The organism is Variovorax sp. Soil_C_26 (assembly GCF_057657075.1).
Genome location: NZ_JBDGJC010000008.1, coordinates 198,540 through 221,815, shown reverse-complemented (window position 1 = coordinate 221,815; position 23,276 = coordinate 198,540). Strand labels below are relative to the sequence as shown.

Below are 23,276 nucleotides of genomic sequence, written 5' to 3'. Positions count from 1 at the left end.
CAGTGTCGCCACGTCAATCACTCCTGTGCTCCTGCCGCTAAAAGCAGCAGGTTAGGGTTCTTACGTGGGTCAGATTTAGGTGGAAATCGCCGGGCTTAGTGGGTCACTTCTGGATGGAAATCAACAAAATTGCCATACTTTTCGCTCTGATCCTGCTCAACGGCTTGTTCGCCATGTCCGAGATCGCGCTTGTGACTGCGCGCAAGGCGCGGTTGCAGAAGCTTGTGGATGAGGGCAACCGCTCCGCTGTCGCTGCCGTCGAACTGGGTCAAGACCCGACGCGCTTTCTCTCGACCATCCAGATCGGCATCACCTCCATCGGCGTCCTCAACGGCATCGTCGGCGAGGCAGCGCTTGCCGCACCGCTCGCCGTCTGGCTCTCGAGCCTCGGTGTCCCCGATCCGTACGCCAGCTACGGCGCCACGGGCCTCGTCGTTCTGGTCATCACCTACTTCTCCATCGTGGTCGGTGAACTCGTGCCCAAGCGCATCGGCCAGTCGTACCCCGAGACGTTCGCCCGCCTGGTCGCGCGGCCGATCAACTGGCTCGCCGTTGCCACCAAGCCCTTCGTCGTCCTGCTGTCCGTCTCGACGCGCACGCTGCTGCGCCTGCTGGGCGTGAAGGAAACCAGCGGCAGCCCGGTCACCGAGGAAGAGATCCACGCGATGCTGGTCGAAGGTACGACCGCAGGGGTGATCGAGTCTCACGAGCACGCCATGGTCCGCAACGTTTTCCGCCTCGACGACCGCGAGATCGGGTCGCTCATGGTGCCTCGCGGCGACGTGAAGATCCTGGAGGTGGACTTGCCTTTCGAGGAAAACCTCGCCCGGATCGAATCCTCGAACCACGAGCACTTTCCAGTTGTGCGCGGCGGTCTCGACAACGTGCTGGGCATCGTCAATGCACGCAAGTGGCTGTCCCAGGCCCTGCGCGGCGGACAACGCGCCCTGAGCAGTCAACCGCTGCAGACGCCGCTCTACGTACCCGAGACGCTGACCGGCATGGAGTTGCTCGACAACTTCCGATCCTCCGATGTCCGCATGGCGTTCGTTGTCGACGAGTACGGTGAAGTCCAGGGCATCGTCACGCAGGACCTCATCGAGGCCATCACCGGCGAGTTCCAGCCGCGCAATCCAGAGACATCGTGGGCCGTTCAGCGCGATGACGGCAGCTGGCTGCTCGATGGCCACATCCCAGTTCCCGAACTGAAGGACAGGCTGACACTGGACGAGGTGCCGGAAGAGGATCGCGGCCGTTACCACACCCTCAGCGGCATGATGATGTTGCTGACGGGACGCTTGCCGAAGATCACCGACACCGTCGACTGGGAAGGCTGGCGCTTCGAGATCGTCGACATGGACGGCAAGACCATCGACAAGGTTCTGGCGGCACGCGTCCCCAAGGCCCCGGCCTCGAGCCGATGAAACCTTCGCTCGGCGTTGAGTAGATTCCGTGGCAAAGCATCGAGTCGCTGCTTCTGCCGGCCAGAGGGTCGCCGGAAGCTTGCTCCTCTTGGCTGCCCTCGGCACCGCTTGCACCGACGGCTACCCGACCAAGGACGTCCCGCTCTGCTGAGGCCGGAGAACATGGGCATCTCCGAACTTCTGCGGCAACCCGACGTGATCGGCGATCAGGCGCACCTCAGTCGCCAGGCCAAGGAGACGCACCTTCACCAAGCCGAACTGCCGCTTTCGGTGGACTTGTTCAGATGGCATGGGCGCGTTTGATGGGACAGGCAGGTCGGACCGGGACGAGCACACTCCGATAGGGAACAAGAGCAGCGAGCTCGATGTTCAGATGGGAACCTTGTCAGCGAAAACCATCAAGGCCAGTGCGCATATCAGCCTGCAGAACAGGCCGGATATAAGACTGCAGCCCTGCCTCCTGCCTCTTCACGCTACGATTTCCTTGTGATCCGGGAGGCGCCCGTCCAAGACCTTCCCTAAAATGGGTTGTCGTCGTCGTCGAAGCCTTTCTCCGCCGCTGGCGCCGCATGTGGCGCTCGTGTTGCGGAGGTGCTTTTCCTGGGTGTTTCGCTGCTTCTCTCAGCGGCAGCAGCGCCGAACATCGATGCCCCGACACCCGCGCCGTCGAGAGCCGCCTTGAGCGCCGCTTCGACAGCGTCGATGCGCTCCTTGCAGACCTTGTACGCATCGACGGACTCCGTGACGATCGTCAGCAGGTCGTCGATGTTCGGTTCGTTCTGGTCGCGCAGCGTCTCGGCATGCCGCTGCAGCACGCCGTACGCCTCCTTGAAACTTCGTTGAGCCATGGTCATTTCCTTCTTTGGGCAGGGACGGTCCGGACGTCGGTGGGTCCGTCCTTGAATTGAATCTGGAGTTGCGGCGCGCTTCGCGCCTGCACGCTCGAGGTCACCGGCTTCCCGTCGGGGGCGCGCACGATGGCGAAGCCGCGGGTCAGTGTCTTCTCGGGGCCTTGTCCGGCGATCTCGCGTATCAGTCCCTGGGCGTTGTCTCGGGTCCGTTGCATGACGCCGTCCGAACGCTCCGCGACCTGCTGCATGCACCCATCCAGCGCCTGCGCGGTGGCGCGCGCCGCCGCGCCCGTGCGGTCGACCACCGTGTTGAGGGCGACGCGTGTGGCCGATCGGGACGCATTGAGATTCGCCAGCGCGCCGGCGCGGATCGCGGTCATCCAGGACGGCACTTGCTGCCCGGCCGTAGCCAGTGCTTGAAGCGCGTCGCCGCGCGCCTGGTTGAATAGGGCTTCGGTATGCCTCGAGGCGTCGTGGACGCGCTGCACCGAACCGACCGAGACCGCATGGAGCGCCGTCGTGTTGGCTTGCTTGGCCCGGAAGAGATGCTCCCGTGCGTCGGCCCGGATCCCCGCGTTGAAACGCTCCAGCGACACCGAGACGGTGCGCGCGTCGCGCGCAGAGGCTGCGAGGATTGCGTCCCAGGCCATCCGGGCTTCTCGCGCCCGGCGCGCGATCTGCTGCTCGATGCCCCCGATGGCCTTGCTCGGCGTGTCGAAGCGGGTGTGCGCCACCTCGTCGGCCATCGTGCTGTCGCGCTCATGGCCGATTCCGGTCAGGACCGGGATGTTCTGCTCGCAGATAAAGCGGGCCAGGTCGTAGTCATCAAGCCACGCGAGATCATTCACGGCCCCGCCGCCTCGAATGACGACGATGGCGTCGGGGCGGGCCTCAAAGTCATTTTCCATTCTGCGCAGCGCCGCGGCCGCGGCGCCGGCGATCTCGCGCCCCGCGCCCTCGCCCTGGAAGCGGCTGTGCGCGTAGACGAAGCGGCAGATGCCGAATTGCGCAAGCCGCTCGGCCTCCTTACGGAAGTCGCCCAGCCCGGCGGCTTCCTGCGGCGCAACGACGAGCACGAGGCTGTAGTCCCACGCGGGGGGAAGCCGGCGATTTCGGTCGAACAGGCCTTCCTGCTGGAGCCGTGTGCGTATTCCCTTCTTGCGCGCCTCGAGGTCGCCGAGCGTGTATTCGGGATCGATGGCATCGATTTCCAGGTTCAGGCCGAACCGCGCGTTCACCACCGGCTTGGCCCGCACCAACAGCTTGATGCCCGCGCCGATCACGGCACCGGTGGCGTTTTCGAAGTCGGGCAGGATGCGGGAGGCCGTCGAGGCCCAGATCATGGCCCGCGCCCGGGCGATCGGCTGGCCACTGCGATCGCGCTCGGAGAGCTCCAGATAGACATGCCCGTTGCGGATGCTGGCCTCGTTGACCTCCACCAGGGTCCAGACGCCGCCGGCGAAAGCCTGGGCCACGGCGCTTGCAACGCCACCGAGGAGGCGCGAGAGCGGGATGCCACCCTTGGGAAGGGCCAAGCCCGTTTCCGCGGTGCCCGCGAGGGCGAGGTCGCCGGAGCCAGCGCCCGCAGAGGCTGCATCCGCCGGCAGCCAGGCGCCAAAGGGGACGAGGTCGGTGCCGGGCTCGACGTACCAGCGCTTGACCGCACCATCGAAGCGCGCGCCGAGCGCCTTGGCAGCGTCCTTCTGAGCGAAGGGAACGTTCAAATATTGGCGAGACATCGGTGCGGAGGGACCCTGTGCTGCGGCATTGTTGCCGAAAGGTGTTGAGCGAGCGCCCGATCGATGCCGAGTTGGACGCACTCAGGCAGCAGGTCGATTTTCCCAGATAGCCCGTTGCTGCAGGCGCTTTCATCGCGGGCTCGTACACCTGGGGCAGGTTGAAGGCGACGCTGCTCAGGGCCAGCACGAACAGCATCGCCCACATCCGTGATCCTGTGCAGTGCAGGTCGATGTGCAGTTTGCGGCCGCCGTTGCGGCAGCGTCCACGCCGGCCACCAGCGCACGAGCCACGGCGCTCGTCGGCGTCGCGCCATTGTGAGCCGCACGAACAACAAGGCCGCCAGGCTTTGGGCACCGGCGGCCTTGACGGGCCTCCTCGCGGCTGGGTTCCTCCTGTCGTCGAGCGGACACGACCTGCCCTGGTGGGGCAGGCGTCGGAGATTCTGATCGCGCGTCGCGGGTCACGCGCGCACGATGGGGTAGCTACCCGGCGGCTCCTGCGAGAAAGAGTTGTAGCCACTGACAACGCGCCTGGCTATCGTCTTGGCTATCGGTATGCGCGGCATGCGGCGATGACGCAAGCGCGGCGGCGGCGCCATCGCGAGGGCTCGCAAGCCAGGTCCCACCCGGCCACGCGATGCTCAGCATCCGCCGTACTTCTTCCGCCCCCTGGCGGTGATCGTGTACGTTGCGCCGCGGGAACCGACGGGGCAGGTCTTGCCTCCGGCGGCGCCGTTCTCGGTCCGGGAGACAGCAGTGCGCGGCGCGCCTGGCGCATGCACGGGCTGCGGCATGGCCGAGTCCTGGCTTGAGAGGGGCGGGGCGCCGTGGCCGATGCCGCTGGCTGCACGCAGGCACTCGAGGCGGTTGCTGGCCGGCTCCATCGCGTTGCATGCTTCCAGCAGGACCGCAGGGTCTGCGCCCAGGCCGGTGCGCTCGCGGCCAGCGCCACGAGGATGGTCCACGGCTTCATGGCTGTTCTCCTCCAAACTTCGCAGGCTTCGGTCCGTGAGATGCTCCCAACCGCATTCTGCCTGCCCTTCGCGGCGTGGGCGTTGGCAGTTTCACCGATCGGACAGGTCCCGACCCTCGGCCGTCGTTCTTCGCCCGGGCGCGCCGCGCCGCCAATGGCGGATGCAGCGCCACAGCTCCTCGAGGTAGCAAGCGCCCAGCAGCACGGAAGCCACCGCGAGCACGGCCAGATAGCCCAGCGGCGGGGCATCGGCGCGCAGCACGGGCGCGAACGCTGCCTCGCCCCGACGCCCAGCAACGCAGTGTGGCCTCCCAGTGCAAGGAAGCAAGCAGGGCGATGGCCGCAACGGGCAGCATCTCCTGCACGCTGTGCACCATCTGCTCCAGCGGGGTGATCGCCCGCCGAGGCGCTGCCCACCGCAGATCGAGGTACACCGTGACCTCGTACATCGCGAAAGCCCAGAGGCACAGCGCAAGCACACCGGCGTTGAACTCGAGAAGGATCACGGCCAGGATGGGAATGCCGATCTCGGCCAGCATGACGATGTGCAACACCGACTCCCGCACGCCCGCGTTGCGTTCGAACCCGCGTGCGCCGGTGCAGCGCCCAGTCGGCGAAGCCGGCGGCGAACCACGCCGGCATGACGACGCACATGAGAAGGATCGTCTGCGGCAACTTGCAGATCTCGTCGTTGCCATGGAACCAGCGGCCGTTACAGCAGGTGGTGCGGTGTGCCGCGCTCCAGTAGCGCGAAGGACAGGGCATCGGTGTCAAAGACAAGGTGCATCGGGGCTCCAGTCGGCGTCGTCTTGCTCGGCTTAGCGGGCGGCGTAGATCTCGGCCTGGGCCGGCTGGCCGAGCATCCCCTGCTAGGACGGGCCGGACAGATCCTCGGCACGCGTGAGTTGATCCCACACGAGAGCTATCGGCTGATCTACGAGGTGCGTGCCGACGCTGGATATTGACCTTGGTGCATATCGCTCGCCAGTGGCCGCCGACCAAGGTCGTGATCGATGCCCCCACACGCCATGGTCAGAGCGCCGCGCCTTGACCAGCACCGACGCAAAGTTATAATACAGAAATCTGTATCGCATTTTTGGCGGGTTGATTATGAAGACGACGCTCGATCTGAACGACAATTTGTTGATGCAGGCCAAGTCGCTTGCGGCGCAGCAGCGCACGAGCCTCACGCGCCTTATCGAGGAAGGGCTACAAATGCGGCTGAAGGTCAAGCCGGCAGCTTCCCAGACTGCGCGTTTGCCCGTGTTTCGCGGCAAGGGGGGGCTGGTCGGCCGCATGAGCGGCCTGAGCAACAAGGAACTGCTGGACGCGGCTGACCGTGACGCCTGACGTGAATGTTCTGGTCGCGGCGTCTCGAAGCGACCATCCGAACCATGCAACCGCACTCAGCTGGCTTGAGCGAGCGCTTGCGGATGCGAGCGCAGGACGCTCTCTTGCCTTGCAGCCTATGGTGGTTGCGAGCTTTCTGCGCCTGGTGACGAACTCAAAAATCTTTGTGATGCCCACGCCGATCGATGCGGCGCTGAATTTCGTCCAGGCTATCCTGAACTCACCCGGGGTCGAGATGAGGGAGCTTGGCGGTGAATGGGATCTGCTGCATCGACTCTGCGCCGACAACAATCTGACCGCTAACGACATTCCGGACGCGTGGTTGGCTGCGGCGGTCTCGCACCAGGGCGAGCACCTTGTAACGTTTGACGGCGATTTCAAGCGGCTCCTCACCAGAGCGCAATTCACGCGGCTTGCGACCTAGGAAGATGCTGCCGCAGTCGGAGCACGACGTTCAGATCGAGGAACGGTTCGCCGGACCGGTTCGGCGAATGCGAGATGCCGGCTGAAGTTTCGGCTTGGCCCGCTGCGAGCTCGCCTGCGACAGTGAGGACTTGGCCGGACGCCTTCTCGAACTTGCAGCGCAGCTAAGCTGCGGGTGGCAAGGATCTGCGGCCAGGCCGGGAATCGACGCCCGTCGGGCGCTGTGCTCCTTCCGTCTTTTGCACGCCGAGCGTTGCCGCAACACCCTGGACGTTTTCGCAGTCATGCAGGCTTAGCCATGCCGCAGGCCCGGGGTGCGGCCGTCGGAAGGGTGTGTCGCCGTTGCCAACGATCAACGGGGCCACCATTGAAGGACACTGCGCCTGTCGTTCACTGCGCGACGACGGCGATCCCTCGGATCTGGCCCGCGCCGGGCGGACCCGCGGGCCTCGGGTAGCGATCCGGCGAGAAACGGTGCATCAGCTCCGCCTCGCGGGCGCGGGCCATGGCAAGGTTCGCGAGCTTCACATGGCCGAAGCCGCGGATCGCGAGCGGCAGTGCGGCGATCTGGGCGGCGAGCACCTGGTTGGCAGGCGTGAGTTCGCATGCGAGTTCGTCTAGCCGGGCTTCGAACTGGCCGATCAGCGCCCGTTCGAGCCGTCGCTCCGCCGTGTGGCCGAAGGGATCGAAGGGCGTGCCGCGCAGCCGCTTGCCGTGGGCGAGCCATTTCATGGCAGGCAGCATCCAGCCGCCCAGGCGGATCTTGGCCGGTGGCTGGCCGTTGCGGGGACGCGCGAGAAAGGGTGGTGCCATGTGGAACGCGAGGCTTGGATTGCCTTCGAATTGCCCGGCGAGCTCCTTGCGGAAGCGGCCGTCGCTATAGAGCCGCGCGACCTCGTATTCATCCTTGTAGCTCATGAGCTTGCGCAGGCTGCGTGCAGCATTGCGCGCGAGCGGCAGGGACGGATCGCCGCCCACCAGCGCGGCCTCGCACTGAGCGATCCGGCGCACGCGCGTTTCGAAGCGCCGCGCCCAGGCGGCGTCCTGGTAGCTGTGCAACTGCGTACGGGCTTCGGCGATCAGCGTATCGAGCGATGCATCGGCGAGGTCCGTTGCGGCGGCTGCGCCGCCGCCTCGCAGCGTCTCGATCGCCTCTGGCCGTTCTGCGGCGAGGCGCCCGAGTGCGAACGCCGTGAGGTTCGCTGCGACGGCGACGCCGTTGAGCTCGATGGCGCGCGTCAGCGCCTCGAGGCTCAGCGGGATCAGGCCGCGCTGCCAGGCATATCCGGTGGCGAGGATGTTCGAGGCGAGCGTGTCGCCGAGGAATTCCTCGGCCAGGACCTGCGCATCGAACGTTTCGACCTGGTCGCGGCCGGCCGCGAAGCGCATCTTCTCGCACAGCAATTCGATTTGCAGGTCGGCGTCGGGATTGCGCAGCGATTCGGCCACCGGGATCCCGTGCGTGTTCGCGAGGATGCGGGTGCGGCCGTGGCGCACGGTCTGCAGGGCTTCCGGCGAAGCGCCGACCACGATGTCGCATGCGAGGATCGCGTCGGCCTGCTGGGTGTCGATGCGCACCTGGTTGAGTCGTTCGGGCCGGTCGGCGAGCCGCACGAAGCTCAGGACGGCGCCGCCCTTCTGCGCGAAGCCCATGAAATCGAGCACGCTGGCGGACTTGCCTTCGAGGTGAGCCGCCACCGCGATCACCGCGCCGACGGTGACCACGCCGGTGCCGCCGACACCGGTGACGAGCAGGTCGTAGGGCGCTTCCCAGTCGCTGCGAGCGGCAGGTCCGGGCAGTGCCTGCACCTGCTCAAGGAAGGCGTCGTGCCCGTCGGCCAGCGCGCCGCGCTTCCTGCGCAGCGTCCCGCCTGTCACGCTGACGAAGCTCGGGCAGAAGCCCTTCGCGCACGAATAGTCCTTGTTGCAGCTCGTCTGGTCGATCTTGCGCTTGCGGCCGAGCGCGGTCTCGAGCGGCAGCACCGCGACGCAGTTGCTCTGGACGGAGCAGTCGCCGCAGCCTTCGCAGACCGCCTCGTTGATGAACAGGCGCGTGGGCGGATCCGCCAGGTGCCCCTTCTTGCGCCGGCGGCGCTTCTCGGCGGCGCAGGTCTGCTCGTAGATGAGCACGGTCACGCCGGGAACCTCGCGCAGCCGGCGCTGGACCGCGTCCAGCTCGCTGCGGTCATGGAATTCGGTGCCGGCCGGGAAGCGGCCGCGCTGCGGCGCGTACTTCTCGATCGCGTCGCTGACGACGACGATCTGCCTGACCCCTTCGGATTCGACCTGGCGCGCGATCGCGTCGACGCTGATCACACCGTCGACCGGCTGGCCGCCCGTCATCGCGACCGCGTCGTTGAAGAGGATCTTGTAGGTGAGGGTCGCCTTGGCGGCGACGGCCTGGCGGATCGCGAGGTAGCCCGAGTGGTAGTAGGTGCCGTCGCCGAGGTTCTGGAACACATGCGGGGTGCGCGTGAACATCGCATGCGAGATCCAGTCCACGCCCTCGCCCCCCATCTGGATCAGTCCCGCGGTGCTGCGGTCCATCCAGTTGGCCATGAAGTGGCAGCCGATGCCGGCACGCGCGGTCGAGCCCTCGGGTACCCGTGTGCTCGTGTTGTGCGGGCAGCCGGCGCAGAAGTAGGGCAGGCGCTTGACCGTGTCGCTCGCGTTGCCGAGCAGCTGCGGCGGCGTGAAATCGCGCACATGCTGCAGCAGAGGGCCTCCGAACTCGTGGTGGTCCGGAAAGTGGGCGGCAAGCCATCGGGCCACCTGCTCGATCAGGCGCGACGGCCGCAGCTCGCCGAGCGCCGAGATGAAGGGCCGGCCGTCGCGATCCTGCTTGCCCACCAGCGCCGGCCTGGCGCCCGCTGGCGCGTTGTAGAAGAGGTCGCGCAGCTGGGTCTCGACGACGGGGGCCTTTTCCTCGACGACGAGGATCTCTTCCAGGCCCTGCGCGAAAGTGCGCATGCGGGTCTGCTCGAGCGGGAAGCTCAGGCCCACCTTGTAGAGCCGCACGCCCGCGCGCGCCAGCGTCTCGGGCGTCAGCGCGAGGCGGCGCAGCACTTCCATGAGGTCGTAGTGCGCCTTGCCGCAGGTCACGATGCCGACCCTCGCCTGCGGGCTGTGGATCACTTCGCGATCGATGCTGTTGACGCGCGCGAAGGCCGCGACGGCCGCGAGCTTGTCGGCCAGCCGCGACTCGATGCGCAGCGACGGCAGGTCGGGCCAGCGGTAGTGCAGGCCGTCGGCCGGGGCGCGATGGCCGGAGGCGGCGTGCACGCCCTCGGCATCGGCCCAGGCGGCGGCGCGCGCGGCGATCAGGTCGAGGTCGACCGTGCCCGCGCTCTCGACCACCTCGGAGAGCGCGGCCATCGCGACCCAGGCGCCCGAATAACGCGAGAGCTCGTAGCCATAGAGGCCGAACTCGAGGTACTCGGCCACGCAGGCCGGCTGCACCACCGGCATGCTCCAGGCCGCGAACGCGTGGTCGCTCTGATGCGGCATCGAGGACGAGACGCAGCCGTGGTCGTCACCTGCGACGACCAGCACCCCGCCGTGCGGGGATGATCCGTAGGCATTGCCGTGCTTGAGCGCGTCGCCGGCGCGGTCGACGCCCGGGCCCTTGCCGTACCACATCGCGAACACGCCCTCGACCGTGCGCTCGGGGTCGGATTCGACGCGCTGCGTGCCGAGCACCTGCGTGGCCGCGAGTTCCTCGTTGATTGCCGGTACGAAGCGGATGCCCGCATCGGCGAAGTCCGGGCCGGCCTTCCAGATCGCCTGGTCGACTATCCCGAGCGGCGAGCCGCGGTAGCCGCTGACGAAGCCGCGGGTGTCGAGGCCGCGCGCGGCGTCGCGCTGTCGTTGCATCAGGAGCAATCGCACGAGCGCCTGCGTGCCGGTCAGGAACACGGCGCCCGAGCGGGCCCAGAGGCCGTCGGAGAGCTGGTAGCTGGGGCGCTGGACAGGGGAGGTGGCGGGCGGCTTCATGCAAGGATTGTTCTTCGCCGCCCGGAGGAATACTCTTCCCGATGCACCCGAGGTCACCCTTGTTTTGAGAAGAACTTCCTCCCGAAACCACCATGAACGACGATTCTGTTCCTCTTGATGCCTACTCGCTCCAGATCCTGCTCGAACTGCAACGCGACGCGCGCCAGTCCGTGCAGCAGATCGCCGACAAGGTGGGGCTGTCCTCGACCCCATGCTGGCGCCGCATCAAGGACATGGAGGCCACGGGCGTGATCCGCGGCTACACGGTCGTGGTCGACCGCGAGAAGGTGGGGCTCAACCTTGCCGCCGTGACCGAAGTCAACCTGGACCGGCATCACGAGTCCAAGGTCCGCGACTTCGAGCGTGCGGTGCAGGCAAGCCCACAGATCGTGCGCTGCGTTTCGGCCACGGGGCCGGCCGACTACATCCTCACGGTGCTCGTGCCGGACATCAAGCACTACGAGAAATTCCTTCACACCACGCTCTTCGAGCAGGCCGGCGTCACGCATGTGCGCTCGGCGGTCGTGCTTCGGGAAGTGAAGGCCGGCGGTACGCTGCCGATCGATCTGGGTCAGACAGCGCCGACGGCGCGCAGGGCGATCTGAATCGGGGCGCGCTTCCGACATCGGGCAAACAACCCGCGCGACCTGGCGTGCAGAGACTGTGTCGCGGGGCAGTGCGAAGGCGTCAGCCTGCCTCGGAGACGGCGCGCAGTCCTTGGGATCGGGCGCCGCCCGGCAGAGTTCCGATCTGGGGCGCCTGCGCCATCGCGCAATGCGAGATGCGGGGCGCAGGACCGCCGCGTGCACACGCGAGAGCCTGATTGCGTGTCCTCCGGTCCCGATGCGCTCGTTGCACCCGGGCGCCAGGGCGCTCAGCGTTCCGGTGGCAGGTGGATCCCTTTGAGCAGGTGCCGCATGGATCTGTCCACTTCCTCGGCGCTCGGCCGGGCCGGGCGTCCCCCCGCAATCAATCGCTCCACCAGCGACAGCATCTCCGGAAAGTCGAAGGGCTTCGAGAGGAAAGCGTCGTAGTCCCGAAAGAGGCGCTGCACGACCTCTTCGTTGGTCCCGCTCATGAAAACGAACGGTACCTGAGACAACGTCGAATCGCTGCGCACGGCGTTGCCGAGTTCGGCTCCGTTCATGATCGGCATCATGAAGTCCGAAAGAATCAGCGCCGGCCTTTCACCCTGGAGCAGCGCCAGCGCGGCGCGTCCGTTGGACGCGGCAGCCACGCGATAGCCCTCGGCTTCAAACAAGAGCCGCAGTACCTCGGCATTGCCAAATTCGTCCTCGACGATCAGGACCAGCTTCATGAACGGCTCCTTTCACTCAGGCGTTTGGGGGCTGTGTGGCATCGAATCGGGACAGGTGAACGTCGGCGGCTCTCTTGGTGGCGCGCGTTCCGCGAACCTTGGTGATCTCGAGGGGACGCCTGCCGGGTTGCAGGGCCTGAACCGCCGCTGCGGAGAAAGTGAAAGCGTTGTCGAACCGGCCTACCACGCCATCGGCGAGCGGGGTACCAGCCGCAACAGCCAAAGCGGCGGGATCCACCGTGAACATCGATGTCACGCCGCGTTGCTTGAGTTCGAGAAGCAGTCGACCCAGAAAGCGGTAGCCCCGCTCAGGAAATGCCAGGGTGTCCGCCAGGCCTTCAAGGCCATCCACCACCAACCTTCGGATCCTCAGCTCGTCGACAAGCCTCAACAGCTTGTGCCCCATCTCATCCATAGACTCGTCCTCGCCTCCCAGTTGTTCGATCGTCAGGACACCCTCGTCCACCGCTTCACCCGCGGCGAAGCCCAGTTCGGTCGACGCAAGCAGCAGATCCGCCGCGGATTCGGTGCCGCAAAGCAGCAGGCCAGGTGAGGCCGGAGAACAGCCGGATGCGAATGCAAGGCCCAATGCTGTCTTGCCCGAGCCACTGTGCCCGATCACCACTGAAGAGCTGCCGGAGAGAACTCCACCGGCTTGTAGGACTGCATCAAGCGGGCCCAGGCCAGTCGGGAGAATGCCGCGACCCAGTTCGACACTGTCGTCGCGCCGCGGCAGGCTCTCGAGCCTGGGGAAGAACTGCAGCCCCTGCATCGTGATGCAGAACGTATGCTGCCCGCGTATGACCTGGCTGCCGCGGAACTTGCGAACTTGCATGCGGCGCTCGGCACGCCAATGGAAGCCATGGTCCTCGAACGAGAAAATGCCGTCGACCATGGTTTGCTCGGCGCTCAGGGCATTGCCGGTGCCGCTCGTCAGCACCAAGCAGGTACATGACATCGCGCTGACCAGGCTCTGCAGCTCGTGCACAAACTGGCGCACGGAATCATCGGTGGTCACACCCCTGTTGACCACCAGTCCGTCAATGACAAGAAGACCGGCGCCGCTGCGCTGGAGTTCGCCGCGCAGCAACTCGACCACGGCCTTCAGCCCGCCCTGCTCGAACTCGCGATAGCCACTGACGTAGAAGACCTCGGCATTGACATCGGCCTGATCAAAGAACACCTGCTGTTCCATGTGCTGCAGCATGCGCGCATGCGACTCGGCAAGCATGGTCACATAGAGCGTGCGCATCCTCCGCCGGGCCAGCGTGTACGCGATCTGGTTGGCGAGCGTTGTCTTTCCCACGCCGGGCGGTCCTTCGAAGATGTAGACGCCACCCTCGAACAGCCCGCCACTGAGGATTACGTCCAGGCCTGGAACTGCAGTGGGCAATCTTTTCATTCGCATCGGAAAATCGGGACGGGTTGGATCTGTGGTGAGGCAGCGGCGAGCACCTCGGGAGTGCTCCGCGGCTCAAATTCTAAGATGGGATCTCCCTGCACGGGCCGGGGCTGCGCCTGTTTGGGACGCAGCGATCGCTCCCGTGCCTGTGAGGCGGCGCATCGGACTCGGCGACGGCCGCACCCCGACGCCGCTCGTGCTGTTCGATCACCAGCCGGCGCGGAATCACCTGAGCGCGGAGGGTGCTGCATCGGAACCGATGAAACCTGCCAATGACCGCTGACGCGAGAGCATGCAACTCGGAACCTTTGCAGGCGACACGAGATCGCGGCGTCGCTAGGCTGGCGTGACGTCGAACGGATGACGCCGGCGCCGCCGGCGGGCCGCTCGGATCGGAGGTTCCCATGCAGCTGCCTTATCTGGAAACCGGCCTTCGGGCGGCCGGCGCCTGCCTCGTCGGCATGGTCTTGCTCGCGTGCGCTTCGGATGCGCACGGGCCTGACCCGGGCACTGGGTTCTCGCGGCTCGTCGCGATGAGCGCGGTGCGGCTCGACCTGTCGCGCCAGGTGGCGCTCACCAAATGGGACACAGGCCAGCCGGTCGAAGATCCGCCGGGCGATCCGCGCGAAGGCCAGGTCGTCGCCGCAGCAGCGCGCGAGGCGAACGACCGGGGCCTGGCGCATGAAGTGGCGACGGCCTTCTTCACGGACCAGATCGAAGCGAGCAAGCTCGTCCAGTTCGCGCTCATGGCCGAGTGGCGGCGCGGGGGGCGGGCGCCGGCAGAAACTCGCGCCGATCTGCGCGGCGAGCTGCGCCCCGCGCTCGACCGCCTGCGCCCGCGGTTCATCGATGAACTCATCGCCACCCGTTCGCTTCGCGCTCGGACCGACTGCCGCCAGCAGCTGGCCGATGCCACCGCACGGCACGCTGCGGCGAACCGGTTGCCGCCGCTTTACGGGATCGCGCTGGACCGCGGGCTGGCGCGCGTGTGCGCGAACTGATCGACCCGTGCCCGCCGGCGCACCGGATCAGAAGACCTGGCTGAGGAATCTCCGGATCCGCGGGTCGGCGCCTTCGCCGAAGAACTGGCCGGGTGGTGCCGACTGGACGACGCGGCCGTCGTCCATGAAGACGACCTTGTCCGCAACCGCGCGGGCGAAGCCCATCTCGTGCGTGATGCAGATCATCGTCATGCCGTCGCGCGCGAGGAGGATCATGGTCTCGAGCACTTCCTTGACCATCTCGGGATCGAGCGCCGACGTGGCCTCATCGAACAGCATGACCGTGGGATTCAGGCAGAGCGCGCGTGCGATGGCGACGCGCTGCTGTTGTCCACCCGAGAGCTGAGCCGGGTACGCCGAGGCCTTCTCGGCGAGCCGGACCTTCCCCAGGTACTCGAGCGCCGTCTCGCGGGCTTCGCTCGCGGAACGGCGCCGGACCCAGCGCTGCGCCAAGGTGCAGTTCTCGAGCACCGTAAGGTGCGGGAACAGGTTGAACTGCTGGAACACCATGCCGATATTGGCCCGCACCAGATCGGCGTGGCGCATGCGCGGCGAGACAACGACCCCGTTGACCGTCACCGCACCGCTTGCGTAGCCCTCGAGTCCGCTGATGCACCTCGCGAGCGTTGATTTCCCCGAGCCCGACGGGCCGCAGACCACCACGCGCTCGCCCGCAGAAACGTTCAGATCGATGTGGTCGAGGACCTTGTGGGCTGCGAACGCCTTCGACAGGCCCTCGACGGACACCACCGGGGAAATGGTGGCGGCCGGCGTGCCCGCGCTCATGCCGCCCCCTTGTAGAGTTCGGCTGCCGGGCTGTCGCGCCAGGCGGTCAGTTCCCCCGTGCGGACGCGGGTGCGGCCGTAGACCATCCACGCATCGTCCACCGTGCCGATGAACTGCGCCATGCGCAACTGCGCGGGATGCTCTTGGGCCGCACGGGCATAGCCCACGCCGGCCGGATACCTGCCGTCGATCACGCCCTGCGTGACCTCTGCGACAGTGTCCACGAACTCGATGTGCTGCCAGCGATGACGGTCGATGTAGGGCAGGGTGGGGCGCATGACCGCGAGCGACGTGGGCTGCGCCGCGTCGTGGCGCTGGAGGATGGCGAGGTCCTGGCTCGGGGCGATGAAGGTGTCGATCAGATGCAGCCCGATGAAGCACTTCGCGACGGTCGAAGCGGTCTCGGGATGCACGGCGCACTGGATCATGAAATCCGCGGTCCCCCGCAGCACGGCGTCTGCGCATCGATCGAAGTCCTGCGCGAGGGCCAGGCTTGCGGTGTGCTGCAGTCCATGGAAGTCGAGGTAGCGGCGGGCCACGAATTCGTGGTTGCTGCCGGTCGGGCCAAGGGTGATGAATTTCATGGGGATGCTCGATTCAGTGCCCGCGGCTGGGAGGGGCTTCCAGCGCGCGCAGCCCGCGCAGCAGCGCGTAGTTGATGGCGAGGTAGACGATGCCAGCCCCTAGAAAAACCTCGTAGGGCGCATAGGTTTCGGAAGTGAGCAGCCGAGCCGTGCCGGTGAGCTCGAGCAGCGTCACGGTGCTCGCGAGCGAGGTGGCCTTGCAGGTCAGGATGACCTCGTTGCCGAACGCCGGCAGCGCGGTGCGTGCCGCAAGCGGCAGTTCGACCAACCAGAAGGTGTGCGCACGTGCGAGCCCGAGCACGCGCGCCGCTTCCCGGGTGCCGCGCGGAACGGCCGCGAGCGCCGCCCCGAGCGTCTTGCCTGTGTAGGCGGCGGAATTCAGTCCCAACGCGATCACGACGCACCAGAACGGATCGCGCAGCACGGGCCACAGCGCGGAGTGGCGGATGGCATCGAACTGGCCCGCCCCGTAGTAGAGGAGGAAAAGCTGTACCAGCGCGGGCGTGCCGCGAAAGAAGAGCAGGTAGGCATGCGCGACCGCCCGGATTCCGCTCACGCGCGAGTTCTTGCAAAGCGCCACGGGGACAGCCAGGACCGTGCCGATGCCCACGACCCATGCGGTGAGCTTCAGCGTGAGCCACGCACCTTCGAGCAGAGCGGGGGCGACGGACCATAGGAGGGTGATGTCGAACATGGGATCAGCTGGCCAGGGGACGCGCGGCGCGCCGCTCTCCCCACTCGAGGCAGAGCGTGGCGAAGCCGGTCAGGACAAGGTAGATGCAGGCCGTGGCGAGATACATCGTGAACGGTTCGCGCGTCGCGCCGGAAGCTTCGGCGGCCTTGCGCATGAGCTCGTCGCATCCCACGATGGAGACGATCGAGGTCTGCTTGAGCAGCACGATCGACTGGTTGCCGAACGGTGCCAGCGCGAAGCGGACTGCCTGGGGCAGCACGACGGTGCACAGCGCCTGAAGGCCTGAAAGACCGAGCGTCCTCGCGGCTTCCCGCTGCGTCCTCGGAACCGCCAGCAGCGCGCCCCTCGCGATCTCGGCCGCGTAGGCGCCGAACGAGAGGGCCAGCGCGACGACACCCGCGAGGAACGTGTCGATCTCGACATAGCGCCCGGTCAGGGTGGCGAGCGCGAGAGAGCCACCGAAGAAGACCGCGAAGACGACGAGCAGGTCGGGAATGCCGCGGATCACCGCCGCATAGCCGTTGCCGAGCGCCCGCAACCCGCGGTTGCCCGCGAGCTGCAGCGCGCAAACGGCGGCACCGAGCAGTGTGCCGAGCGCGAGGGAGCACGCGGCGAGCTGCAGCGTCACGAGGGTGCCCAGGAGCAACTGGCCACCAAAACCTTGGAGGAAGTCCATTGGAGGCCGCGACGCCTACATCAGCTTGAACGGGAAGTACTTCGCCGTGATGCGATCGTAGGTGCCATCGGCTCGGATCGCCTCCAGCGCGGCGTTGATGCGCGCGAGCGTCTCGCCGTCGTCCTTGCGCACCGCGATGCCGTTGCCCTCGCCGAGAATGCCGCCTTTGAGCTCCGGCCCGGTGAACGCGAAATCCTTCGCCTCGGGCGTCTTCAGGAAGCCGACATGGTAGGTGACCATGTTGCCGAGGATGTACGCGACCCGACCGGCGACGAGGTCGAGTTCGGCCGCCTGCGGCGTGTCGTAGAACTTGAGCTCGGCGTCGCGGTAGTTCTGCGCGAGGTAGGCCGCCTGGACGGAGCCGCGCTGCACGCCGATGGTCTTTCCCTTGAGCGCGGCGGGGCTGACGTCGGGCGGCGTTCCCTTGCGGGCGACGAAGCGCGAGATGGTGTCCTTGTACTTGGCCGAGAAGGCCACGCGCTCGCGCCGCTGCGGCGTGATGGCCATGCTCGCGACGATCATGTCGTACTTGCGCGCGACGAGGCCGGGAATGATCCCGTCCCAGTCCTGGGCGACGATCTCGCACCTGGCCTTCATCTTCTCGCAGAGCGCCTTCGCGATCTCGACGTCCCAGCCCTGCAGCGTCCCTTGCGCATCCTTGAAGCTCCACGGGGGATAGGAACCCTCGGTCGCGATGCGGTAGCTGCCTTGCGCGTGAGCTGCCGCCATCCAGGCGCAGGTCGAGAGCAAGAGGCAGAGGGTTCTGCGGCGCGGACCGGTGAAGGAAGTTCGAGAGTGCATCGTCGTTGTCTCCGGCGTCGTTCGTTGTGATGGCGGCATCCTCGACGAGCTTCTGCGCGTGCGCAACGCTTGCATCGGATGCAACTGTGCGGCGCCAGGCCATCCTTTCGCACACTTGGGGCAGGCCTTCGTCCGCGCGCACGCGTTGCATGACAGGCAATTTCAAGGCGGCGCCGCCAGACGTGCGCTTCGGCCTCGGCACGGCTGCCTCCCGGCTGGCGCATGCATCCGACGCTTCGCGAGGCCGGAAAATTCGCCGCGCCGCTCGTGCCGCTCGGACACGGATGATCTCCCCGCGCAGACCCCTTCATGTGCACTCGCAGCGTGGCCGTCACCTCACCAGCGATCGTTCCGCGGCGGATCTAGAACTTTCGTATCGCGCGTCGGCTCGCATGGGAACGATCCGCGCCTGAACTACCGCTCGGTCTTGATCTGTAACATTCCCTGGCCGAGAATCCGGTCAGACCGCTGCCGGCTCGCCGCGAGGCCTGACCCCGCACCAACAGGGTCCGCCGAAAGCGGGCCCCTCCACCCATTTCCATGACCCTGGCCCGCCTCCCCTTCAACGTGCTCGACGGCTTGCAGAAAGCCGGAATGGATCTGGACGAGGTGGCAGTGCTTGCCGGCCTCCAACCCGACGAACTCCGGAAACCGCTGTCCGGCGAGCAGGCCGACCGTGTGTTCGTCGTCATGCACGAGAAAGCGGCCAACCCCGCTGCGGGCCTCGCGGTCGGTCTCCAGCCGATGCGCTCGGAACTGTTCGGTGTGGTGGGATTCGCCGGCATGCTGAGCGCGAACTTCGGCGCGGCACTGGCCCGGATCGCGCGCTACAACGCGCTGGTGTCGGCCTGCCACATCGACATGCATCCCGGTGCCGAGGAGTGCGAGCTCCGGATCCGCTTCGACGGACCGCCGCGACCCTACAGACGGGCCCAGTTGGACATCCAGATGGGTACGCTGCTCGTCTTCGGGCGCACCTTCACCGAGCGCGAGATCGTGCCGGTGCGCGTGACCCTCAAGGAGCGGCCCTCCTATCACACGATGTACGCCGATGCCTTCGGCTGCCCGGCGCTGTTCGACCAGGCGCACGATACGATCGTCTTCCGCCGCGCCGATCTTGACCTGCCGCTGGTCAGTGCCAACCGGCGCGTGGCCTCCATGTTCGAGGATGCGGCCGAGCGCGACCTGCAGACCTATGAGACCACGTGCAGCGGCACGGCGGCGGCGGTGCGCGAGATCCTGGAGCAGCAGTTGCACGGCGACGTTCCTGACATCGAAAGCGTGTCGCGCGCGCTCTTCCTGAGCGCGCGCACGCTGCAGCGCCGCCTGGCGGACGAGGGTGTGCGCTTTTCCACCCTGCTGGATGAGGTCCGTCTGGAAATGGCGCAGCGCTACCTGTCGGCCGGTCGCGCCACCCTGACCGAGATCGCCTACCTGCTCGGGTTCTCGGAGCCCAACTCCTTCTACCGCTCCTTCAAGCGCTGGACCGGCAAGACGCCGGCGGATTTCAGACAGGCCCGCTGAAGCCGGCCAGGCAGCCGCGCGAGCTGGCCGGTGGTGCGGCCGTGGCGCACTTGGATAGTGACGCTGTCGTGTTCGGTGCTTGTCGCCTGCCAGAGGCGCTTCTATCGTCCGCGTGAACTATTTCACGCTGCCGAACCTCAATGCCTTTGACCTTGCTGCGCGCTGTACGCGGCCCTTCGCCGTGAGCGCCGCGACATTCACTCGTCGCGCGATGACCGCCTCGCTTCTGGGGCTTGAGCCAGGCTGGGTGCCGCGCATGGCACATCAATGCTCTACGCCTCGTTCGACCCGCCGTGAAATCAGGGGCCTCGCATGAGCGGGCTCGCAGGCGCGCAACATGGCCAGCCCGCAACCGTGGCAGGAATGGGCGCGGCAGCGACGCGTTTCGCCGCACGCCTCCTGCCCGAAGAGGCGTGCAACGGCTTTCGAGCACTTGTGCCGACCGGATGGACGATTCCGCTCATGCCGGGAGGCGTCGCGCCTGTCGTGGCGCAGTGCGGACACGCCACTCGGCTCGCCGCGCCTATGAACCTGGAGATCGTTGCAGATCCTCCTTTTCGCGCCGAAGGCTTCTTCTGCGAGGGCCGCCATGGCTGGGTAGGCCACAGCGAAGTGCCGCCTTCCGAGATGCGCGCGCTGCCTGCAGAGAACTGCGTCCCGATCGTGCCCGGCATCAGCATCTGGGTGATCGAGAAAGGCGAGCTTGCGCTCGAAGAGGCGGGCACGGGCCGCACCGAATACGGTCCTGGCACCGTTTTGCTCTGGCGGGGGATGCAGCCACTCCGCGGGCGGTGGGGTCACGCGCGCTTCAGCTACATCCGGCTGAACGCCCCCCGGCACAGTCAGATCCCCGAGCATGTGGCCCCCAGCGGACCGGGCGCTGCGCAGCGTCTCGAGCACCTTGGGCTCGCGCCCTTCCTCGCGGCACAGCTCCAGACCTTCGCCGTCCACGCCGCCACATTGACAGCCGCGGAACTCGGCGAGGTTGTCGGCGGCATCGTCCAGGTCGCCGAGGCGCTGCTCAAGGCGGTGGCGTCCGCGTCCCCGGCGGCCGGTCACGAAAGCCCTGACGCCGCCAAACTGCAGGCGGTGCATCGCTACATCGAGCACAACATGCACCGCATTGAGCTGAGCGTGGCAGACATTGCGCGCGGCACCAGCATGTCGCGCGCGCAGCTCTATCGGCTGTTCGAGACGCAGGAGACCAGCGTGCGCGGCACGTTGCGCGAGCGGCGTCTGCAGAAAAGCATGGCCCATCTGGCGCAGGGCGAGGGCGAGCGGCTGAGCATCGGCGCGATCAGCCATGCCTGCGGATTCTCGGATCCGGCCGTCTTCAGCAAGCTGTTTCGCCAGCGCTTCAACGCGACACCGCGCGACGTGCGCGCTGCGCAAGGGCCGGCGAGGTAGCGCTGTTTCAAATGCAATTTATTTCATTCGAAACATTCGAGCTCGGCGCCCTGGCTGCTCCCACAGAATTGAAATTCACCCCGTCGCTGACGTTGGGTTCCTGGAGAAAACGATGAACATATTGGTAAGCAAGTCGGCAAAGCATGGAATGGCCGGCGCCCTGCTTCGCGCCGGTACACTGGTTGTCGCGGTGGTACTTTCCGCGTGCGGCGGCGGCAGCGGAGGGGGTTCCTCCTTCCCGGTGGCATTCCTGCCAGTAGTGCCGCCCCCGGACTCCGGCAGCGGTGGGGGCGGCGGTGGCGGCACTCCGTCTGCAGATGTCACCTGCAAGGACTTCGAAGGCAATCCCGTCACGGTCAAGCCGAAGTCGATCACGGTGCACAACAACTCCGACCGGGTGATCTATCCCGTGCTCTCGACGAGCGAAAACTCGAAGAACGAATGGATTCGAGGATGCTTGCGCGTCGACGACAAGCTGTACCCGACCGAGAGTGTCTACAAGCTGTACGTCAACGAGGGAACGGGGATTCCGGCCAACTCGTCGGTCACCGTCACCCTCCCGCTGTACACGGCGCTGTCGGCCGAGAAGTACATCACCTGGTGGAACGGCGGCCGTGTCGTCCTGGCGGACAGGAACGACAGGCTGCGCGAGCAGGAGGACGTGAAGCTGCAAACCCCAGGCGCCGTGTCGTGCCAGGGCCAGAACACGAGCTGCGCATTGACCGTCTATTCAAGCAAGGTCCAGTTCCCCGAGAACATCCATGCGCAGCTGTCGGAATACACCTTCGGCGATGCCATCATTCCGGATGGGCAAAAGCCGCTGCTGAAGCCCGACAACGTCGGCTACAACATCTCCTACGTCGACCACGTCTATCTGCCGGTCGGCATCGGCCCCAAGAACAACCCCTACATCGGGTACAGCGGGTCCGTGCAATCTCTGGGCAAGTTCGCCGATGCGCTGGCCTCGTTCATGGCGACCGATGCAGGCAGCGGATGGCCGGTCTACAACCTCCATTCGCTGAAGCTGCCGGGCGGCTACAACGTCTTCGCGCAACGAACGGGTGTGCTGCCCCCCAACGACGACGTGCCGGTCAAGCCGGCGGACAGCCCGCCGGTCCTGACGGTGCAGAAGTGCATCGGGGGCCAATGCACCGAAGACGAGAAGAAGAATCTGCACTTCGGCGAAGCGGTCCAGCGCATGCAGAACCTGTGGGGCTCGTGCGCCAACTGGGGCGCCGAGGACCTCAGCCCCTACGTCACCGAGACGATCGCCTGCCCGGCCGACATGGCGACGAAGATGGAGACGGTCAGGCAGTTCTTCGCGCAGAACCACGCGGACTACCTGGCGCTCTACGAGGGCGGATCCTGCAAGGGCGAGGAGCCCGAGAAGCCGGTCTTCACCTACATGGAGGCCCTCAAGCACATCTACGGCTGGGTGCCGTTCAACGAGGGGTGTGGCGCGGGCGACAACAAGCTGGCGGGGACCAAGATCCCCGGCTGGACGCATGCAACGATCCAACCCATGTACATCCACGACCTGCAATACGGCTACCGGCAGCCTGCGGTCAAGAACAACCCCAAGCTGAACTTCAACCCATACGTCGCGCTGATCCATGAAGATCTGCAGATGAATGCCTACGGGTTCTCGGTCGACGACGCCGTGGGCTTCATGAGCGAGCTGGGCGATGGCCTGGTCTTCGTGGTCGGCGGCGCCAACGGGCTGGAGAATACCAAGCAGTTCAGCTTCACGGATGGCTTCTCGCTCGCGATCGGCGCGCCGTCCACGCTGAGCCAGGGCACCCCGCTGATCAAGAAGTATGGCGTGTGCTCATTGAATCAGGAGGCGAGCGATCCGGGCTGCAGCGCGATCAAGCAGGACGTCACCATGCCGACCAACAGCCTGATCGCGGGTTTCCGGGTGGGCAGCGTGCCGAGCTATCCGGTCAAGGTGCGCTTCACCGACCTGAAGGACAACCTGTACACGTTCCATGTCACCGAGCAGTTCGCGGCGTGCGCAGCGGGTGCCGAGCCGGGACAATGTCCCAGCAACAAGGCCGGGATCAAGGCCGGACTGTCCTGCAGCGTGACCCGAAGCGACGGTGGGGTGCATCCAAAGTCGGCGCAATGGTGCAACGGGGCCAATCCGAACCAGATCAGGGACGAGCAGCTCACGAAGAACTTCCTGAGCTTCCCCGTGCCGGTCGACTACCTGCCCTGAGCGCGGCCTGACGAACGAAACAGCGCGCGCAAGCCGCGCGCTGGCCCTGTGAGACGCATCGACCAAAGCGTGAGACGGACGAGCTAACGCCTCGAGGGCGTTTGCAGAGAGA

The 23,276-nt window shown here is 66.5% G+C and carries 20 protein-coding genes; 9 read left to right on the top strand and 11 right to left on the bottom strand.

Annotated elements, in window-relative coordinates; translation table 11 throughout:
* Positions 1-113: 113 nt before the first annotated feature.
* Together AC3A6G_RS22220 and AC3A6G_RS22215 are read left to right on the top strand one after the other, a co-directional pair.
* The gene (locus AC3A6G_RS22220) at positions 114-1,424 is read left to right on the top strand and encodes a hemolysin family protein (protein ID WP_487874566.1); all 1,311 of its coding nucleotides are present in this window, start codon (positions 114-116) and stop codon (positions 1,422-1,424) included.
* A 162-nt stretch (positions 1,425-1,586) separates the two neighbouring features.
* Positions 1,587-1,727 carry a hypothetical protein gene (locus tag AC3A6G_RS22215; RefSeq protein WP_487864973.1) on the top strand — a complete coding sequence of 47 codons (141 nt, stop codon included), beginning with the start codon at positions 1,587-1,589 and terminating at the stop codon, positions 1,725-1,727.
* Between the two features lie 215 nt (positions 1,728-1,942).
* Here the strand turns inward: AC3A6G_RS22215 and xseB are convergent, their stop codons facing one another.
* From xseB to AC3A6G_RS22200, 3 genes are all read right to left on the bottom strand, one after another.
* On the bottom strand, positions 1,943-2,278 hold the full coding sequence (gene xseB, locus AC3A6G_RS22210; RefSeq protein WP_487874565.1) for an exodeoxyribonuclease VII small subunit: 336 nt from the start codon (positions 2,276-2,278) through the stop codon (positions 1,943-1,945).
* The gene (gene xseA, locus AC3A6G_RS22205; RefSeq protein WP_487874564.1) at positions 2,275-4,014 is read right to left on the bottom strand and encodes an exodeoxyribonuclease VII large subunit; all 1,740 of its coding nucleotides are present in this window, start codon (positions 4,012-4,014) and stop codon (positions 2,275-2,277) included. Before xseA ends, xseB begins: the two co-directional genes overlap by 4 nt.
* Positions 4,015-5,078: 1,064 nt before the next feature.
* Positions 5,079-5,249, bottom strand: a complete 171-nt coding sequence (locus AC3A6G_RS22200; protein ID WP_487874563.1) for a hypothetical protein — start codon at positions 5,247-5,249, stop codon at positions 5,079-5,081.
* A gap of 848 nt (positions 5,250-6,097) precedes the next feature.
* Between AC3A6G_RS22200 and AC3A6G_RS22195 the strand changes: the two genes are divergently transcribed.
* On the top strand, positions 6,098-6,337 hold the full coding sequence (locus AC3A6G_RS22195; protein WP_487861928.1) for a DUF6364 family protein: 240 nt from the start codon (positions 6,098-6,100) through the stop codon (positions 6,335-6,337).
* 1 nt (position 6,338) lies between these two features.
* Complete coding sequence (locus tag AC3A6G_RS22190; protein ID WP_487861929.1) at positions 6,339-6,761, top strand: TA system VapC family ribonuclease toxin; 423 nt, start codon at positions 6,339-6,341, stop codon at positions 6,759-6,761.
* A 389-nt stretch (positions 6,762-7,150) separates the two neighbouring features.
* Here AC3A6G_RS22190 and AC3A6G_RS22185 read toward each other — a convergent pair whose 3' ends face one another.
* Complete coding sequence (locus AC3A6G_RS22185; RefSeq protein WP_487874562.1) at positions 7,151-10,753, bottom strand: indolepyruvate ferredoxin oxidoreductase family protein; 3,603 nt, start codon at positions 10,751-10,753, stop codon at positions 7,151-7,153.
* A 92-nt stretch (positions 10,754-10,845) separates the two neighbouring features.
* Between AC3A6G_RS22185 and AC3A6G_RS22180 the strand changes: the two genes are divergently transcribed.
* A complete protein-coding gene (locus AC3A6G_RS22180) occupies positions 10,846-11,358 on the top strand; it encodes an Lrp/AsnC family transcriptional regulator (RefSeq protein WP_487864978.1) in 513 nt (170 codons plus the stop codon).
* 269 nt (positions 11,359-11,627) lie between these two features.
* On the opposite strand, the gene AC3A6G_RS22175 is transcribed toward AC3A6G_RS22180, so the two are convergent.
* On the bottom strand, positions 11,628-12,071 hold the full coding sequence (locus tag AC3A6G_RS22175; protein WP_487874561.1) for a response regulator: 444 nt from the start codon (positions 12,069-12,071) through the stop codon (positions 11,628-11,630).
* Positions 12,072-12,087: 16 nt separating this feature from the next.
* Positions 12,088-13,473: an RAD55 family ATPase gene (locus AC3A6G_RS22170; protein WP_487861933.1), complete on the bottom strand. Its 1,386-nt coding sequence runs from the start codon at positions 13,471-13,473 to the stop codon at positions 12,088-12,090.
* 404 nt (positions 13,474-13,877) lie between these two features.
* On the opposite strand from AC3A6G_RS22170, the gene AC3A6G_RS22165 reads away from it, so the two are divergent.
* A complete protein-coding gene (locus AC3A6G_RS22165) occupies positions 13,878-14,474 on the top strand; it encodes a chorismate mutase (protein ID WP_487874560.1) in 597 nt (198 codons plus the stop codon).
* A 27-nt stretch (positions 14,475-14,501) separates the two neighbouring features.
* Here the strand turns inward: AC3A6G_RS22165 and AC3A6G_RS22160 are convergent, their stop codons facing one another.
* Genes AC3A6G_RS22160 through AC3A6G_RS22140 form a run of 5 tightly spaced genes read right to left on the bottom strand, consistent with a single transcriptional unit; the run spans position 14,502 to position 18,015 of the window.
* Positions 14,502-15,260 (bottom strand): amino acid ABC transporter ATP-binding protein, encoded by a 759-nt coding sequence (locus tag AC3A6G_RS22160; RefSeq protein ID WP_487861935.1) that lies wholly within the window; start codon positions 15,258-15,260, stop codon positions 14,502-14,504.
* Positions 15,257-15,844 (bottom strand): hypothetical protein, encoded by a 588-nt coding sequence (locus AC3A6G_RS22155; RefSeq protein WP_487861936.1) that lies wholly within the window; start codon positions 15,842-15,844, stop codon positions 15,257-15,259. Before AC3A6G_RS22155 ends, AC3A6G_RS22160 begins: the two co-directional genes overlap by 4 nt.
* A gap of 13 nt (positions 15,845-15,857) precedes the next feature.
* Entirely contained in the window at positions 15,858-16,538 is a 681-nt protein-coding gene (locus AC3A6G_RS22150) for an ABC transporter permease (RefSeq protein WP_487874559.1), read from the bottom strand.
* 4 nt (positions 16,539-16,542) lie between these two features.
* Positions 16,543-17,214, bottom strand: a complete 672-nt coding sequence (locus tag AC3A6G_RS22145; RefSeq protein ID WP_487861938.1) for an ABC transporter permease — start codon at positions 17,212-17,214, stop codon at positions 16,543-16,545.
* Positions 17,215-17,229: 15 nt separating this feature from the next.
* Positions 17,230-18,015 carry an ABC transporter substrate-binding protein gene (locus tag AC3A6G_RS22140; RefSeq protein ID WP_487861939.1) on the bottom strand — a complete coding sequence of 262 codons (786 nt, stop codon included), beginning with the start codon at positions 18,013-18,015 and terminating at the stop codon, positions 17,230-17,232.
* Positions 18,016-18,555: 540 nt separating this feature from the next.
* Between AC3A6G_RS22140 and AC3A6G_RS22135 the strand changes: the two genes are divergently transcribed.
* The 3 genes from AC3A6G_RS22135 to AC3A6G_RS22125 all read left to right on the top strand — a co-directional run bounded on the left by AC3A6G_RS22135 (position 18,556) and on the right by AC3A6G_RS22125 (position 23,164).
* Positions 18,556-19,539, top strand: a complete 984-nt coding sequence (locus AC3A6G_RS22135; protein ID WP_487861940.1) for an AraC family transcriptional regulator — start codon at positions 18,556-18,558, stop codon at positions 19,537-19,539.
* Between the two features lie 312 nt (positions 19,540-19,851).
* The gene (locus AC3A6G_RS22130; protein WP_487874558.1) at positions 19,852-20,946 is read left to right on the top strand and encodes a helix-turn-helix transcriptional regulator; all 1,095 of its coding nucleotides are present in this window, start codon (positions 19,852-19,854) and stop codon (positions 20,944-20,946) included.
* 112 nt (positions 20,947-21,058) lie between these two features.
* A complete protein-coding gene (locus tag AC3A6G_RS22125) occupies positions 21,059-23,164 on the top strand; it encodes a hypothetical protein (RefSeq protein WP_487874557.1) in 2,106 nt (701 codons plus the stop codon).
* Positions 23,165-23,276: the final 112 nt, after the last annotated feature.